The sequence below is a fragment of the Actinocrispum sp. NPDC049592 genome, from assembly GCF_040675465.1.
Classification (GTDB): Bacteria; Actinomycetota; Actinomycetes; order Mycobacteriales; family Pseudonocardiaceae; genus Kibdelosporangium.
Genome location: NZ_JBFAPA010000003.1, coordinates 256,886 through 271,563, shown reverse-complemented (window position 1 = coordinate 271,563; position 14,678 = coordinate 256,886). Strand labels below are relative to the sequence as shown.

At 67.5% G+C, this 14,678-nt stretch carries 13 protein-coding genes; 6 read left to right on the top strand and 7 right to left on the bottom strand.

The annotated features are described in order from the left end of the window. Together AB0J95_RS11310 and AB0J95_RS11305 are read left to right on the top strand one after the other, a co-directional pair. Entirely contained in the window at positions 1–645 is a 645-nt protein-coding gene (locus AB0J95_RS11310) for a dienelactone hydrolase family protein (protein WP_364755700.1), read from the top strand. After that, positions 642–1,187 (top strand): carboxymuconolactone decarboxylase family protein, encoded by a 546-nt coding sequence (locus tag AB0J95_RS11305; RefSeq protein WP_364755697.1) that lies wholly within the window; start codon positions 642–644, stop codon positions 1,185–1,187. Before AB0J95_RS11310 ends, AB0J95_RS11305 begins: the two co-directional genes overlap by 4 nt. On the opposite strand, the gene AB0J95_RS11300 is transcribed toward AB0J95_RS11305, so the two are convergent. Genes AB0J95_RS11300 through AB0J95_RS11285 form a run of 4 tightly spaced genes read right to left on the bottom strand, consistent with a single transcriptional unit; the run spans position 1,171 to position 6,308 of the window. After that, a complete protein-coding gene (locus AB0J95_RS11300) occupies positions 1,171–2,841 on the bottom strand; it encodes a GMC family oxidoreductase (protein WP_364755695.1) in 1,671 nt (556 codons plus the stop codon). The two genes, AB0J95_RS11305 and AB0J95_RS11300, sit on opposite strands and share 17 nt — an antisense overlap. Beyond that, entirely contained in the window at positions 2,831–4,132 is a 1,302-nt protein-coding gene (locus AB0J95_RS11295; RefSeq protein WP_364755692.1) for a tocopherol cyclase family protein, read from the bottom strand. The genes AB0J95_RS11300 and AB0J95_RS11295 overlap by 11 nt, the downstream gene beginning before the upstream one ends. Further along, the gene (locus AB0J95_RS11290; RefSeq protein ID WP_364755690.1) at positions 4,113–4,829 is read right to left on the bottom strand and encodes a GntR family transcriptional regulator; all 717 of its coding nucleotides are present in this window, start codon (positions 4,827–4,829) and stop codon (positions 4,113–4,115) included. Before AB0J95_RS11290 ends, AB0J95_RS11295 begins: the two co-directional genes overlap by 20 nt. A 21-nt stretch (positions 4,830–4,850) precedes the next feature. Then, positions 4,851–6,308 (bottom strand): FAD-dependent oxidoreductase, encoded by a 1,458-nt coding sequence (locus AB0J95_RS11285; RefSeq protein ID WP_364755688.1) that lies wholly within the window; start codon positions 6,306–6,308, stop codon positions 4,851–4,853. A 78-nt stretch (positions 6,309–6,386) separates the two neighbouring features. Between AB0J95_RS11285 and AB0J95_RS11280 the strand changes: the two genes are divergently transcribed. Further along, positions 6,387–7,049 (top strand): TetR/AcrR family transcriptional regulator C-terminal domain-containing protein, encoded by a 663-nt coding sequence (locus AB0J95_RS11280; protein ID WP_364755686.1) that lies wholly within the window; start codon positions 6,387–6,389, stop codon positions 7,047–7,049. Between the two features lie 13 nt (positions 7,050–7,062). Further along, complete coding sequence (locus AB0J95_RS11275; RefSeq protein WP_364755683.1) at positions 7,063–8,361, top strand: hypothetical protein; 1,299 nt, start codon at positions 7,063–7,065, stop codon at positions 8,359–8,361. Here AB0J95_RS11275 and AB0J95_RS11270 read toward each other — a convergent pair. Further along, on the bottom strand, positions 8,349–9,098 hold the full coding sequence (locus AB0J95_RS11270) for a Tat pathway signal sequence domain protein (protein ID WP_364755680.1): 750 nt from the start codon (positions 9,096–9,098) through the stop codon (positions 8,349–8,351). The two genes, AB0J95_RS11275 and AB0J95_RS11270, sit on opposite strands and share 13 nt — an antisense overlap. A 134-nt stretch (positions 9,099–9,232) precedes the next feature. On the opposite strand from AB0J95_RS11270, the gene AB0J95_RS11265 reads away from it, so the two are divergent. Then, a complete protein-coding gene (locus tag AB0J95_RS11265) occupies positions 9,233–11,533 on the top strand; it encodes a penicillin acylase family protein (RefSeq protein WP_364755678.1) in 2,301 nt (766 codons plus the stop codon). Positions 11,534–11,725: 192 nt separating this feature from the next. On the opposite strand, the gene AB0J95_RS11260 is transcribed toward AB0J95_RS11265, so the two are convergent. Next, complete coding sequence (locus AB0J95_RS11260) at positions 11,726–12,262, bottom strand: AAA family ATPase (protein WP_364755677.1); 537 nt, start codon at positions 12,260–12,262, stop codon at positions 11,726–11,728. 185 nt (positions 12,263–12,447) lie between these two features. Here AB0J95_RS11260 and AB0J95_RS11255 point away from each other — a divergent pair, with 185 nt between their 5' ends. After that, complete coding sequence (locus AB0J95_RS11255) at positions 12,448–12,888, top strand: histidine triad (HIT) protein (RefSeq protein ID WP_364755674.1); 441 nt, start codon at positions 12,448–12,450, stop codon at positions 12,886–12,888. Positions 12,889–13,078: 190 nt separating this feature from the next. Here the strand turns inward: AB0J95_RS11255 and AB0J95_RS11250 are convergent, their stop codons facing one another. Further along, entirely contained in the window at positions 13,079–14,623 is a 1,545-nt protein-coding gene (locus tag AB0J95_RS11250; protein ID WP_364755671.1) for a methionine--tRNA ligase, read from the bottom strand. Between the last annotated feature and the right edge of the window lie 55 nt (positions 14,624–14,678).

Sequence of the window (14,678 nt, the reverse complement as noted above, 5' to 3'; positions counted from 1 at the left end):
ATGAGGGTTTGGCTGCCGGAAAACGGCCGTGGCCATGGAGTTCTCCTGCTTCAGGAGATCTTCGGAGTGGGCGAGTACATCGAGGCGGTAGCCGCGGATCTCACCTCATTGGGTTACGTGGTGGGTGCGCCGGACCTGTTCTGGCGGGTTCAGCCGGGGTGGCGCGGCGAGCACTCCAAGGCGGGGATGGCCGCGTCGATGACCGTTGCCAGCCAGTTCGACCTGCAGACAGGCATCGCCGACTCGGTGCTCGCGCTGGACCACCTGGCCGGTCTGCCCGAGGTCGACCGGGTCGGTGTACTCGGGTTCTGCCTGGGCGGAACGGTCGCGTTCGGGGTGGCCGCGCGGACCAAGCCTTCCGCCGTCGTGTCCTTCTACGGGTCGGGCGTGCCGGACATGCTCCACCTGGCCGGCGAGATCTCGTCGCCCTTGCAGCTGCACTTCGGGGGTCAGGATCCGTACATTCCGGCCGAGAAGGTCGCAGCCGTGGCCGAGGCGGTCGCCGGCCGTGACACCGTGGAACTGCACATTCAGCCCGACGGGGGACACGCTTTTCATAACCGCGTTTCCGAGATGTTCTACCAGCCGGAACCGGCGGAACGGGCCTGGCGGCTGACCGAGGAGTTCCTGCGGAGGTACCTGTGAAAGACGAGCACGCGCTCGGCCGGGACACGTTCGGCTCGCTGGTTCCCGACGGCAAGGCGCGGCTGGACCGGATCTTCAAGGTCGCTCCCGGTCTCGAGGAACTCGCGGTCGGGGTCGTCTACGGGCATTTGCACTCGCGGCCGGCATTGGACCCCCGAATGCGTGAGGCGGCCGCGATTTCCGCGATCATCGCGTCCGGTGGCGCCGGGACGCCCATTCGCGTGCACACCCGGACCGGGCTTTCCTCGGGCCTCGCCCCGGCCGAGATCACCGAGGTGATCACCGAGGCCGCGGCTTTCTCCGGTTTTCCGCGGGCGGTAATGGCGCTCGAACACATCACCGACGTTTTCACCGAGGCCGGTGCCCCGGTTCCGCCACCGCCCGCCCCTCGTGAGGTGCTGCTGGCCGAGTTGACCGACTCACCCTCGCAGGTGCTGACCACCGGCCCGGACACCGCGATCGCCATTTACGGCGACGGCGAGCGTGTGGTGTGGGCGCGGATTTCGGGGACCTCGGTCGCGGAGCTCAAGACGCTTTCGTGATCCCGTCCGCGATCGACATGGCCATCGCCATGATGCTGAGCTGCGGGTTCACCTCGGGACAGGTCGGTATGCAAGACGCATCCGCGATGTATACACCTTGTACACCGCGCAGCCGCCCGGTGACGTCGACGGGTGCATGTTGCTGGTCGGCGCCCATCCGGGCGGTGCCCGTGGGGTGGAACGCCGCGACCCTGAGCCGCGCCGCCGGGGTCGACCGGACGATCTCCTCAAGGTGCTCGGTGGTTCGCGCCCGGGGATGTTTGCCCAGGCCGGTAAGGACTTCCTCGGCTCCGGCGGCGAACAGCACCCGGCCCATCTCGATCATCGCCTTGCGGAGTTTGCCCGCGTCCTGCGTGGTCAGCCGGTAGGCCGGGATGGCTCGTCTCCTGCCGTGGACCTCGCCCGAGGGGGCGTCGGCGATCATCGCGCCGAGGTAGGCGAGGTGGTCGCGGCGCGGGATCTCTTCGAGAGGAAGCGGGAACGTGATCAGCCCGGCCGGGCTCGCGGTGGCCTCGATGAGGATGCCTTCGTCGTGGAACCGTTCGATCCCAACGCTTTGCAGGACTCCTTTGGCAGCGTTGACCTTCTCCGGGAACCGTCCGGCCACCGAGGTCGCGGGATGCACCGCCATTCCCTTGCCCAGCATGGGGTGTTGGCCCAGACCCGAGCGTCGGAGCAGGGGCGGGGTCTCGGTCGCGCCCGCCGCCGCGACGACAATGTCGGCTCGGAGAACGAAGCTTGTCCCGTCCGGTCGCCGGATCAGGACTCCTTCGGCGCGGCCGCGGGCGGTGATGATCCGCTCGACCCGCGCCTCGGTGATGATTCTTGCGCCGTTGGCGCAGGCGTCCGGCAGGGCGTTGAGGTGGACGCCGTTCTTGGCGTTGCGGGGACACCCCACCGCGCACTGGCAGCTCCCCGCGCAGCCGGGAGCGTTGCGCCGCAACGGTTGAGCCTCCCATCCGAGCGCTAGTGCGCCTTTCAGGGCCCGCTGTCCGTTCCCGCCGAGGACGTTCTCCGGTTGTTTGCGCACTTGGAGCATGTCCTCGACGGAATCCAGAAGGGACGGAAAGTGCTCGGTAGGCACGCCCCAGTCGTCCTGCCACCGTTTGAGCACCGTGTCCGGCGTCCGGAAGCACGTCCCGGAGTTCACCAACGTCGTCCCGCCAACGCCCCTGCCGAGCGGCAGAACCACAGGTGGGAGTCCTAACGCGACTGTCGCCCCAGAGTCCCGGTACAGCTCCCGGAACCGGTCGAAGGTCGACGTTCGCCGGAAGTCCTCGGCCGTATGCCGCCGCCCCTCCTCGACAACAACGACATCAACCCCGGCCTCCGCCAGAACCTTGGCTACCACGGCCCCACCGGCGCCAGAGCCGACGATGACGACATCGGCCCGAGCCCCCCGCCACTCCCACGACGGAATGCAGGTCAGCGGCGGATCGGGACGCCCGCCTGGCTGGAAGTCGCCGGTGGTCTCGGGGTTGGCGGCCAGCAGCAGCGGGAGCTTCACCAGGTCAAGGCCTACAGGCAACGCCCGGATCCCCAACCGGGCCACCGCGGGAAACCCGGCGGTCAACCGCGCGAACCGATCCGCGACCGCCCGGGCCTCGCTCCGCGAAACGCCAAGGGCGGCGGCGATCGCCCGCTCAGTCACCACGGCCGCCTACTTCGGCGTGGGCGGTGTCGTGGATGTCCCAGGTTCGGTGCTGGCGCCAGGTGCCGTTCCGGCGTTCCTCCAACGTGATGTGTGCGGACGAGCGTTCGCTGTTCCAGCACGTGGCGGTGCTGCCGTCCGGATCGCGGTACTCGAGCGAGAGAGTGCCGTCGTCGGGTTGAGTCACGACAACGGAGATCCGCCAGTCGCCCACCCGTCCGGCGACACTCCACGAAGGACGGTCGATCTCGGCGTGGAACCGTGGCGCGGCAAGGAGAGTGTTGCTGGGCCATTCATGGCCGTTGACCCGGAGCTTGAGGAACGTCAAAGGACGCAGGGAACGCAGGGGCTGGCGACGGGCGACCGCACTCACGATCTCCAGGACGTCACCATTGCCGAGATCGGCGTGCAACCAGGCCCAGCGTTGGCCGTTGCCGTGACCGTAGATCCGGGAGTTGCCGCCGGGAGCGTCGTTGAGGGTGAGTTCGCCACCGGGCCACTTGACGGTGCCGGAGAACAACGCGTGCGGCTCGGCCACAACCTGGGCGGCAGGCAGCAGTTCCGTGTCCCAGGCCCACTTCGGGAAGGTGTACAGCGGTTTGCTGTCGCTGGTGGAGCGCAGGTCCCAGTGGATGTCCCCGGCGCTGGTGATCTGCCTGCCGTCGTTGGGGAACGGGCCGAACCGGCCGTGCCGCGGGGGTTCGCCGGGCGGGAACACCGCGGCCCAGCCGAGAACGTGCGCCTCGCTGCCGTCGGTCGGCGCGACCATCTCCCGGTGCAGCCACACACCCGTGCCCGTCGCGGGATCGGTCAACGTCGTGTACCAGACCTCCAACCGCCCCGGCTGACCCCGCCATCTTGGCTCCAGCACGGCAGAATCCAGCCGGAAGCTGCCCAGGAACCTGGGCAGGTCACGAGTGTCGAAGCTCAGGTCCGCCTCGCCGAGCACACCTGAGGAATCCGTGACGGTCGCTGGCAGAGTCGTCATCGAGCGCACGGGATGCCGGTAGTCGATGGACTTGTGGCCGTCGAGCGTCAGCTCGCGCCCGTCCGAGGCCTGGAATGTGCAGCGGTAGTGGATGATCCGGGCCTTCATCGGCGCGATCCGGAGGGTGCCAGTGGTCGGCGAGTCGGCCAGGCCGTCGATCCGGACCCGGCCGGTGAACGTTCCGTCCACATCGGACCATGGTTTGAGCACGCCGGGCACGGTCACGTCGAGGTCCATCCGGACCGGCCGCGGACCGTCGGCGAGCGTGATCGTGCCGGCCATGGTCTCACGGAATGTCGTTGGCACCGTTGCCTCCCAGCATCAGACGTTCGGTCTCGGCCAAGTACGCGGTCGCCGCGGTGTGGGCGCGCGCGGGGTCCCCGGTGAGGACCGCCTCGACGACCGGCGCGAGCCGGGCCGCGGCGGCCGGGGGATCGGTGAACGGGTGGACGAACAGCCCGCGCACCGGCATGTAGGCATCCAGCAGGGTGTCGACCAGGATCCGGTAGACCCGGTTGCCGCACGCCTCGCCGAGCACCCGGTGCACATCACACTCGGCGACCTGGGCCGCGTCCGCGTCCGCCGCGTCCCGAACCCGTTCCAGCAGGTCCGTGAGCCGGGCTCGATGCGCGTCACCGGCCCGCTCGGCGGCGCGGGCGGCGACCAGCGCCCCGATCTCCCGCCTGGTCTCGAAGATCTCGACGAACCAGCCGGGCGCGTCCGCCATCACCAGCTCGGGCAACAACTCCAGGCTGCGTAGCCGTGCGTAGTCCAGAACCCTCGTACCCACACCGTGTTTGGTGGCGATCAAGCCGGCCTGAGCCAATCGGACCAAGGCGTGCTTGAGCGAAGTCCTTGTCACGCCGTAGCTCTCCGCGAGCGCGCGTTCCGGCGGCAGCAGCGAACCCGGCGGGTAGCGCCCGTTCAAGATGTCCGCCCTGATCCGGGCGACCAGGGCGTCCACCACCGTGCCCCGCTCAATGAGGTCTAGTGGCTCATCCACTGGACCAATCTAACCCGACTGTCAACCCCGCGCCGGACCGAACCACGTGCTCAGCGCATTGGTCAGACCCTCCTGACCTGCGGAACCAACCCAAGCGACGTATCCGTCCGGCCGGATCAACACCGCCGAAACGTCCGGAACCGCGCCGATCAGCGGAATGGTCCAGTCCGAAGTGCACTGCGCCTCGACGACTTCGACACGGTCTGCCCATCCGTCTGGCAGCCCGACCTGGCCGCCGAGGGAGAGCAGAACCGGACGGCCGCCGTGCAGCAGCGAGAACAGCCGCACCTCGCCGTCGGCGGTCTTCAGACCCTGGTCCGGGACCCGCCGGCCGACCAAAGGATGTTCGCCGGTCATCGGGTACCGCACATCGAGCGCGGTGATCATGTACCCGAGCCGGTCGTTCACCGGGCCGAGGTCGATCAGCGACGCCAGGATGTCGCGTAATGCCTGCGTCTGCGGGGTGGGCTGGGACAACGCGGACTGCGCTCGTGTGTTCTCGAGGACCCGCTCGGCCACTGGGCGCCGCTCGGTCTGGTAAGTGTCCAAAAGCGACTCCGGCGCCTCGCCGCGGATCACCGCGGCGAGCTTCCAGCCCAGGTTGACCGCGTCCTGCACGCCCATGTTCAACCCCTGGCCACCGGCGGGGTAGTGGATGTGGGCGGCGTCCCCGGCGAGGAAAACCCTGCCGCTGCGGTAGTTCGCGGCCAATCGGGTGCTGTCGTTGAACTTCGACAGCCAGCGCGGGCTGTGCATGCCGAAGTCCGTCCCGGCGACCTTGATCAGGGCCGCGCGCAACGACTCCAGCGTGACGGGTTCGTCCCGGTCCAGGACGCGGTCGTACTGCCCCACCATCACGCGATACCAGCCCGGCTCGAACGGGATGACGGAGTAGTCGCCGTGGTCACTGCGGGTCATGAACCTCAGATCGGCAGGCGGCTCGGCCAGTTCGACATCGCCGAGCAGCGACGTCATGGTCGGGTCGGTTCCGGTGAAACCGATCCCGGCCTGCTTGCGCACGACACTCCGGCCACCATCGCACCCCACCAGGTACTTCGCCCGGATCGTCTCGCCACCGGCGACCACCTCGACGCCGCTTTCGTTCTGCGACACCGAGGTGACCTCAGCCGACCAGCGGATCGGCACACCCAGCTCCAGCACGTGCCGTTCCAGTAGCACCTCGATCCTGCGCTGCAGCAACGACAACAGGAACGGATACCGCGTGTCGAACCCGCTGAAGTCCAGCCGGAGCCCGGAGAAGTGCCCAGCCTGCAGGCATCGGCCCTGTGCGAGGAAATCGTCCAGCAGTCCGCGCTGGTCCAGTACCTCCATGGTGCGTGCGTGGATGCCGCCCGCCCTCGACTCGGTGGTGTCCCGGCCCTCCGCCCGGTCGACCGCCAACACGTCCAGCCCGGCCAGTCGCAGCTCGTAAGCCAGCATCAGCCCGGTCGGCCCGGCGCCCGCGACGATCACGTCCATCTCGATCCCTCCCTGAACGACGTTCAGCACTCACTGAACGACGTACAGGATGAAATGAACGATGTTAAGCTGTCAAGTGTGAAGCTGACTCGAGACGGAATCGCCCGGGCGGCACTCGACCTGCTGGCCGAGCATGGCCTGGACGGGCTGACGATGCGCTTGGTGGCCAAGCACTTCGACGTTCAGGCCTCCGCGCTGTATTGGCACGTCAAAAGCAAGCGTGAGCTGCTGGACGCGATGGCCGAGGTGATCCTGGTGGCGGCCAGCTCCGAGGTCGAGGCCCCGCGCCAGGGCGTGACGTGGGAGGACTGGACCATCGAGCGCGCCTCGCGGCTGCACGCCGAGATGCTGCGGTACCGCGATGGCGCCAAGGTCGTAGCCGGCACGAACACAGCGCATCCCGCGTTGTTCCGGCTGATCGAGCTGTCCCTGGGTGCGATGCTGGACGCCGGTTTCCCGCTCGACTACGCCGCCCGTAGCTACCCGGTGATCTACCACTTCACGATCGGCTACACGATCGAGGAACAGGCCCGCCTCGGCGGCGAGTACGCCACCAACCCCTACGAACGCGAAGCGATGGCCGCCGCCGTCGACTCCACGCGGTTCCCGCTCACCGCGAGCGTTCTGCCGGACCTGTTCGGCGACGCGGGCCAGAACTTCGAGCACGGCCTGCGAATCGTTCTCGCCGGCATCCGGTCCGGGGTAAGCTCCGGGCACTCCGCCGCACCCGGAGACACATAGAAGGGGTCTTTTCGTGGTCGGTCGGAGTGTGCTCGCCGCTGTCGTGGCGATGGTTCTGGTCGCGCCGCCAGCTTCCGCGGTGTCGTTCGACTCGTTGGTCAGCAGATCCTCGTTCGGGGCCTTGGGAAACGGTGCCTCGCTGACGCCCGTGCTCAGTGCGGACGGGCGATACGTCGTTTTCCCTTCCGAGGCTTCGAACCTGGTCCGGCATGACGGCAATGGCGTATCGGATGTCTTTGTCAAGGACCGGTATTCGGGATCGGTCAGCCGCGTGAGCGTGGGCGCGCGTGGGGAGGAAGGCGATGGGGCGTCGTACGATCCGCCCGGTGTGAGCGCCGATGCGCGTTATGTGGCCTTTCTGTCCAGTGCGACGAACCTCGTTCCCGGGGACACCAATGGGGCGGACGACGTGTTCATCAAGGACCGTCGCACCGGCGCTTTGTCGGTCGTGAGTTCGGCGGCGGACGGGTCTTTTGGCAACGCCGCCTCGTACGGGTCGCCGTCGGTGAGCGCGGACGGGCGGTTCGTGGCGTTCCGGTCGGACGCGTCGAACCTGGTTCCCGGTGATACCAACAAAGTCGCCGATGTCTTCGTCAAGGACGTGCGGACCGGGGCGATCTCGCGGGTGAGCGTGGCCGCCGACGGGACGCAGGGCGATCGCCTTGTCGTGCACGGCACCGCGATCAGCGCCAACGGCCGATACGTGGTCTTTCCCTCGCAGGCAACGAACCTGGTGCCTGGGGACACCAACGGCAGTATTGACATGTTCGTCAAGGACACCGTCACTGGCGCGATCGTGCGCGCGAACACGACGGCGACCGGCGAGCAGTCCACTTCGTACACGTTGATGCCGTCGATCACCGCGGACGGCCGCAAGGTCGCTTTCGTTGCGTGGGGCGCCAACCTCGTGCCGGGGGACACCGAGGACACGCCGGACATGTTCGTCAAGGACATGACCACGGGAGCGATCACCAGGGTCAACACGGCTTCCGACGGCACGGTCGCGGAGTCGCAGCCGTACGGCGCGGTGATCAGCGCGAACGGCCAGTACGTCGCGTTCTCGTCGCTGGCGTCCAACCTGGTTCGCGGCGACACCAACAACTACGACGACGTCTTCGTCAGGAACCTGCGCACCGGCAAGACAAAGCGGGCCAGCGTGTCGGTGTTCGGCAGGCAGGGCGACAACTTCTCGGTGGCGCCTTCGCTGAGTGCGGACGGACGCGTACTGGCGTTCTCCTCGTACGCCGGGAACCTCGTCCCTGGGGACCGGAACGAGGCCGCCGACGTCTTCGTGGACTGTCAGAGCAGCTGATACGCCTTCATGTCGCGCAGCAACAGGTGGCAGTCCTGGATCTGGGCGGAGTCGCTGAGCGACCGGTAGATGCCCCACTTCGGGCGGACCCGGTCGTCCAGCCATGTGTCCACACCGGACTTGCGCGCGTCCAGGACGGTACTGCCACCGCTGCGGATCAGCCAGTTCACGTACCCCGCGCCGGCGTCGCCGATCCGGATCTCCACCTCGGTGTCGATCCACCTGTCCTGCAACGGGGCCAGGTCCGTGTTGCCGACCAGGGTGTCGCCCTCGGTCACCTTGAACTCGATGGTCGGCCGGGTTGCCTGCCGCCGCAACGACATCACGGTGATCGGCGCCGAGCCCAGGCCGGGCATCTTGGTCTGCATGATGTGCGTGAAGCTGCTGGTGGCCTTGAGCGTGCTGGGGATGAACATGGAGTAGGTGAACTTCCAGGTCTGCCCGTTGTCCATGGACAGCGCCACGCCGTTCGTGCGTATGCCACGGACCTCGTTGCGCTGCCGGTCCGGCGCGGTGTCCCGGTCGCGTTTGTGCATGTCGAACCGGAACGCGTCGCCCTGCGGATAGATGTGCTTGACGCCCGGGTGCGAGTTCGCGCGGTCGTCCTCGACGCCCTCGAACGCGCCGAGCCCGTCCTTGCCGGGCACCGGGCTCCACCGCAGCTGCCAGCTCGGGGGCGCCGCCAGCGGCAGCGCGCCGAGCGCGGCCAGCACCGCACGCCGACCAATTTCAGCCATGTTCTCCTCCGTCACCGAGTTCCGTGGGCGGCGGAAAACAGCTGGATCACACCATCGCGGGCCGCGAACTGTCAACGACCCTTGGGGGCCATCCCTGATGGTCCTCCCTGTCGATCTGCACTACAAACAGCGGTGTGCCAATTCTGAGACGCCTGACAACACTCGCCGCGGCGGTCGGGGTCGCCCTGTCGGCGATCGCGACCGCGAGTGCGGCACAACCCGACACCTGGGGACTTTCCGCTGTGGTGCGGTACACCGAGGGCGGTGTTCCGCACATCAAGGCCAACACGTTGGCCGGCGCCGGTTTCGGCTACGGCTATGCCGTCGCCAAGGACAACATCTGTGCGCTCGCCGACCTTTACGTCACCCTGTCCGCCCAAAGGTCCCGGTACTTCGGGCCTTCCTCGCCGGGCAACCCGGCCACCGGAGACGCCTCGACCAGCCTGACCAGCGACCTGTACTACCAGCAGGTCAACGACTCCGGCGTGGTCGAACGCGACTTCCGGCGGCCCGCGCCGCTCGGCCCGCAACCCGAGGCACGCGAGCTGATCCGCGGCTATGTGGCCGGGTACAACAAGTTCGTGGCGACCGGCAAGATCACCGACCCGGCCTGCCGTGGTGCCGCGTGGATCCGGCCGATCACCGAGCTCGATGTGTTCCGGCACATGCATTCCCTGACCATGGTGGGCGGCCAGGGCGGGGTCATCGACGACATCGTGACCAGCAAGCCGCCCACTCCTGGTGCGCAGGTCGCGGCCATTCCCGCGGACGCCGCCGACCGGGTGACCGGGAAGCTGAAGGCCAAGGGGGACTTGGGCAGCAACGCGATCGCTTTCGGCACCGATGGTTCGGCCAACGGCCGGGGCCTGCTGCTGGGCAACCCGCACTACCCCTGGCAGGGGGCGTTGCGGTTCTGGCAGGTGCAGTTGACTGTGCCCGGTCAGCTGGACGTCACCGGCGCCACGGTGCTGGGCGTTCCGGAGGTGCAGATCGGGTACAACCGCGATGTGGCGTGGAGTCACACCGTGGCAACGCCGATCGGGTTCAGCCTGTTCCAGCTGCAACTCGTGCCTGGCTCGCCGACGACGTACCTGGTCGACGGCAGGCCAGAGCAGATGACCAGCCGCAAGGTGTCCGTCCAAGCGCGCAACGCGGACGGCTCACTGTCCACTGTAGAGCGGACGCTGTGGTTCTCCCGCTATGGCCCGGTGCTCGGCAGCGGGTTCGACCTGTTGTCGTGGACGGATACGACCGCGTACGCGATGAAGGACGCGAACGTGGACAACTCCCGTTCGTTCAACACCTGGTACGGCTTGGGTACGGCACGGGACACTCGCGATGTCGTCAAGACTCTGTCGTCCACCCTGGGATCGCCGTGGGTCAACACCATCGCCGCGGACCGCTCCGGAAACGCGCTGTACTCGGACATCCAGGTCGTCCCGCACATCACCGACGAGCTGGCCAAGCGCTGCAACACCCCACTGGGGCAGCAGATCTTCCAGCAGAGCGGGGTTGCCGTGCTGGACGGTTCGAAGACCAGCTGTGGCTGGGGTTCCGACCCGGACGCCGTCCAGCCCGGACTGTTCGGCCCGTCGAAGCTGCCCAACCAGGTGCGCAAGGACTACGTCGGCAACGCCAACGACAGCGCCTGGCTGACCAACCTGCGCGCGCCGATCACCGGCTATCCGCGGATCGTCGGGACCATCGGCACCGAACGCAGCCCGCGCACTCGTGAGCTGCTGACCGAGATCGACGGCAAGCGGTTCTCCCGGCAGTCGTTGCAGGACATGCTGTTCAGCGACCGGAGTTTCACCGCGCGGCTGGTGCTGGACGATGTGCTGAAGATCTGCGCCGATGTGCCCGACGCGTGTTCGGTTCTGGCGCGATGGGACAGGACGTTCACGGTGTCGAGCAAGGGATCGCTGCTGTTCGACCGGTTCATGACCCGGGCGCGGCCGGTCTGGAAGATACCGTTCAACCCGGCCGACCCGGTACGCACACCGAACACTTTGGACACGAACGACCCGGCTCTGCACAAGGCGTTCACCGACACCGTCGCGGAGTTGCGGGCAGCCGGGATCCCATTGGACGCACCGCTCGGCGACAACCAGTTCGTCGTGCGCAACGGAACCAAGATCCCCGTACACGGTGCGGCCAACCGCAACGGCGTCCTCAACGTGCTGACCCCCGTGTGGCAGAACGGATACACCGAGGTCGTGCACGGGTCCAGCTACATCCAGGCGGTGTCCTACGACGGTACGCCCTGCCCGGACGCGCAGACCCTGCTGACCTACTCACAGTCGTCAGATCCGACCTCACCGCACTTCGCTGACCAGACAAAGCTGTTCTCGCAGAGCAAGTGGCAGCGAGGTCGCTTCTGCGAGCGTGACATCCTGTCTTCGCCGCAGCTGCAAGTGGTCCATCTGCACGGTTAGACCAGGTGCGCGGCGCCGTCGCACGGCGACGCCGCGCACCATCACCAGTTTGCTGGGCGGCTCCTCGCCCAGCTCGCGCCTCGCCACGCGTGCCGCTGAGACCTTCCGGTGGTAGTCCGACACGATCTCGATGGCCGAACCCCGTGGTGTGCGGTTCAACTTTCCGAGAACCACAGGGGACCCAACCGGGTTTCAGGCGACCTGGAGGCGGAGTCCTTTGCTCGCCGCCGATCGATCGACCACCTGCGCGCTGTGCCAGCCCCGGAGCCGTCCGTTCGTCAGTTGCCTCCGCAGCTCTGGGCTGCGCCGCACATGCCCGGCGAACGCCCACTTCAGCAGCACCCGGCCGCGCTGTTCCTGACCCGCGAGCGCTTCCGCGGGCGTGCAGTCCACCCAGATCAGATGCCGCCGCCGTCCTGTCAACGCGCCCACCACCGCGAACAACACCCGCGTACTCGTCCGCGTTGCGGGGTCATGCAGCACGATCGGCCGCTCCGAGCACACCACCATGATCAGTACACGCAATGTATGCAAGATGTGTACAACCGGTCGACACACTGCATACGGCGTGCGTGCGGGCAGCACGCGCCGGAACCACGTGCGCAGCTGGTCCGTGTCGATCACCGCGATGGGCACGTTCGCTCTGGTCCGCCGCAGCAACGTGCTCTTCCCCGCCCCCGGCAACCCCGCCACGACCACCAACGCACGGCTTTCGACCGTTATGTCCATATCTGCCCAACGTCCGGCCACTCCGATCGGTTTCCCCTGTCGTACCCGTTCGCCGGACGATCGAGCGTATGGCTGTGAGGACTGGAAGAACTGTGCTGACGGGCTCACTGAGGACGAGTCCCAACGGTTCAGCTGGGTCCATCGCTTTGGTGGCTCATGACAACCGAGACGCATAGCCTGAAGGCATGACTGAAGAGTGCCTGATCTGCGCCAAGCATCGTGGGGAAGGCCCGCTGGTCGGTCACCATGTCTGGGCTGACGAACACGTGATCGTGTCCCACCGACTCGAAGGTGACGACGGAACGACCTTTCTGGGGTATCTGTTCGTGGAAAGCCGTCGCCACGTTCCGTCGTGGGATGCCCTGACCGAAGTCGAGGCTGCTGCCGTCGCCAGAGCGGCCTGGAGGGCTGCTCGTGGCCTGCGGGCCGAGCTTGGTCCCGAGTTCGTTTTCTCCGCGATCGTCGGCCGTAGGGTCGCTCACTTCCACCAGCACCTGTTTGCCCGCTACCAGAACACCCCAGAGCAGTACTCGTGGATGGACAGTGCGGAGTGGCCGGGCTCGAAGCGCGGAGGCCTCGACGAGGTTGCCCATCTGTCCGCACGGCTGGCGGTCCACCTGGATTGAACATCTACCGCCCAGCCCCATGACATGCAGAATGACCAGCACAGAGCGTTCGTCTTCGTTCTGCTTCAGGCCGAGGTTGCCGAGGAACAACCTGCCCAAGTGGGTGAGTCCGGTGGGCCCTGCGGCGGTCAGCACCGATCCGGCGACGACCGCGAGCAGGGCTGACAGGACCTGTCACCTGGGCACGGTGTCACTGGGCTTCGATGCGGGGGAACAGCGCCGGGGACTTGGTGACCTGCACGCCCGTGAGGTTGTCCAGCCAGTTGGCCGCGCCGGGGACCTTGTCGGGTTCGGCGCCGAGGGTGCGGATGATGGTCTCCGCGGCCTGGGGGAGGAAGGGGTGCAGCAGGCGGCCGAGCTGGCGGACGGCGGCGGTCAGGTAGTGCAGGGTGGTGTCCAAAGTGGACGCCTGGGTCTCGTCCTTGGCGAGGTGCCAGGGGGCGCGCTCGTCGACGTACGCGTTGGTGCGGCGGACGAGGTCCCAGATCTTGGCCAGGGCGTCGCGGTGGTCGTAGCCGGCCATCGCCTTGATGGACGCCTCCTCGCTCGCGGCGAGCTGCTCGGCCAGCGCCCGCTCCGGGTCCCCGAGCTCGCCCGGCGCCGGGATGACGCCGTCGCGGTACCGCACGGTCATGCTGGTCGCGCGCGACAGGAGGTTGCCCAGGCCGTTGGCCAGGTCGGCGTTGTACCGGGCGATCAGCCGCTCCTCGCTGAAGTCACCGTCGATGAACGGCGAGAACTCGGCGAGCAGGAAGTAGCGCACGGCGTTGGACCCGAACCGCTCGATCAAGTCCGCGGGGTCGATCACGTTGCCGGTGGTCTTGCTCAGCTTCTGCCCGGACGCGGTGATGTACCCGTGCACCACGACCTCGGTCGGCATCGGCAGCCCGGCGGACATCAGCATCGCGGGCCAGTACACCGCGTGGAACCGGGTCACGCCCTTGCCGACCACGTGCACGCGCTTGGCCGCGTTCACCCAGTAGGTCTGGAACTCCTCGGCGTCCCGCGTCCAACCGAGGGCATTGGTGTAGTTGGTGAGCGCGTCGATCCAGACGTACATCACCTGGTTCTCGTCGCCCGGCACCGGGATGCCCCAGCCGCGCGCCCGCCCCGTGGACCGGGAGATCGAGATGTCCTCCAGGCCGGACCGCACGAAGCTGGCCACCTCGTTGAGCCGCGACTCGGGCACGACGCGCAGCTCGCCCGACTCCAGCGCGGCCAGCAGCTGGTCCTGGTAGCGCGACAGCTTGAAGAAGTAGTTCCGCTCGCTGACCAGGTCCGGCACGGTGAAGTGCTCCGGGCACTTGCCGTCGACCAGCTCGGCCGGCGTGTAGAACTGCTCGCAGCCCACGCAGTACAGGCCCTCGTAGTCCTTGGCGTAGATGTCGCCCGCGGCGGCCATCCGCTTCCAGATCTCGATCGCGCCGTCGATGTGGTCCTGGTCGACGCTGGTGCGGATGAACCGGCGCAGCTGCACCTGCAGGTCGGCCGCCATCCGCTCGAAGAACACGACGTTGCGGTCGACCAGCTCGCGCGCGGTGATGCCCTCCTTCTCGGCGGCCAGCACGTTCTTCAGGCTGTTCTCGTCCGACCCGCTCAGGAAGTAGACATCCATGCCCTGGCCGGCCATGTGCCGCGCGTACGCGTCGGCCTGGCTGTACTCGAACGCGTGCCCCAGGTGCGGCTGCGCGTTCACATAAGGGATGGTCGTCGAGATGAAAGCGGCCTCGGCCATGATCCTCTGCGCTCCTTAGCTGCCGGACGACCAAGCTTATCCGCCGGGGGTTGGG

What these genes read in the sequence shown, in the direction of transcription:
- AB0J95_RS11255 (WP_364755674.1), top strand. Translation starts at nt 12,448, where the DNA reads ATGACTGAAGAGTGCCTGATCTGCGCCAAGCATCGTGGGGAAGGCCCG.
- AB0J95_RS11310 (WP_364755700.1), top strand. Translation starts at nt 1, where the DNA reads ATGAGGGTTTGGCTGCCGGAAAACGGCCGTGGCCATGGAGTTCTCCTG.
- AB0J95_RS11250 (WP_364755671.1), bottom strand. Translation starts at nt 14,623, where the DNA reads ATGGCCGAGGCCGCTTTCATCTCGACGACCATCCCTTATGTGAACGCG.
- AB0J95_RS11285 (WP_364755688.1), bottom strand. Translation starts at nt 6,308, where the DNA reads ATGGACGTGATCGTCGCGGGCGCCGGGCCGACCGGGCTGATGCTGGCT.
- AB0J95_RS11270 (WP_364755680.1), bottom strand. Translation starts at nt 9,098, where the DNA reads ATGGCTGAAATTGGTCGGCGTGCGGTGCTGGCCGCGCTCGGCGCGCTG.
- AB0J95_RS11260 (WP_364755677.1), bottom strand. Translation starts at nt 12,262, where the DNA reads ATGGACATAACGGTCGAAAGCCGTGCGTTGGTGGTCGTGGCGGGGTTG.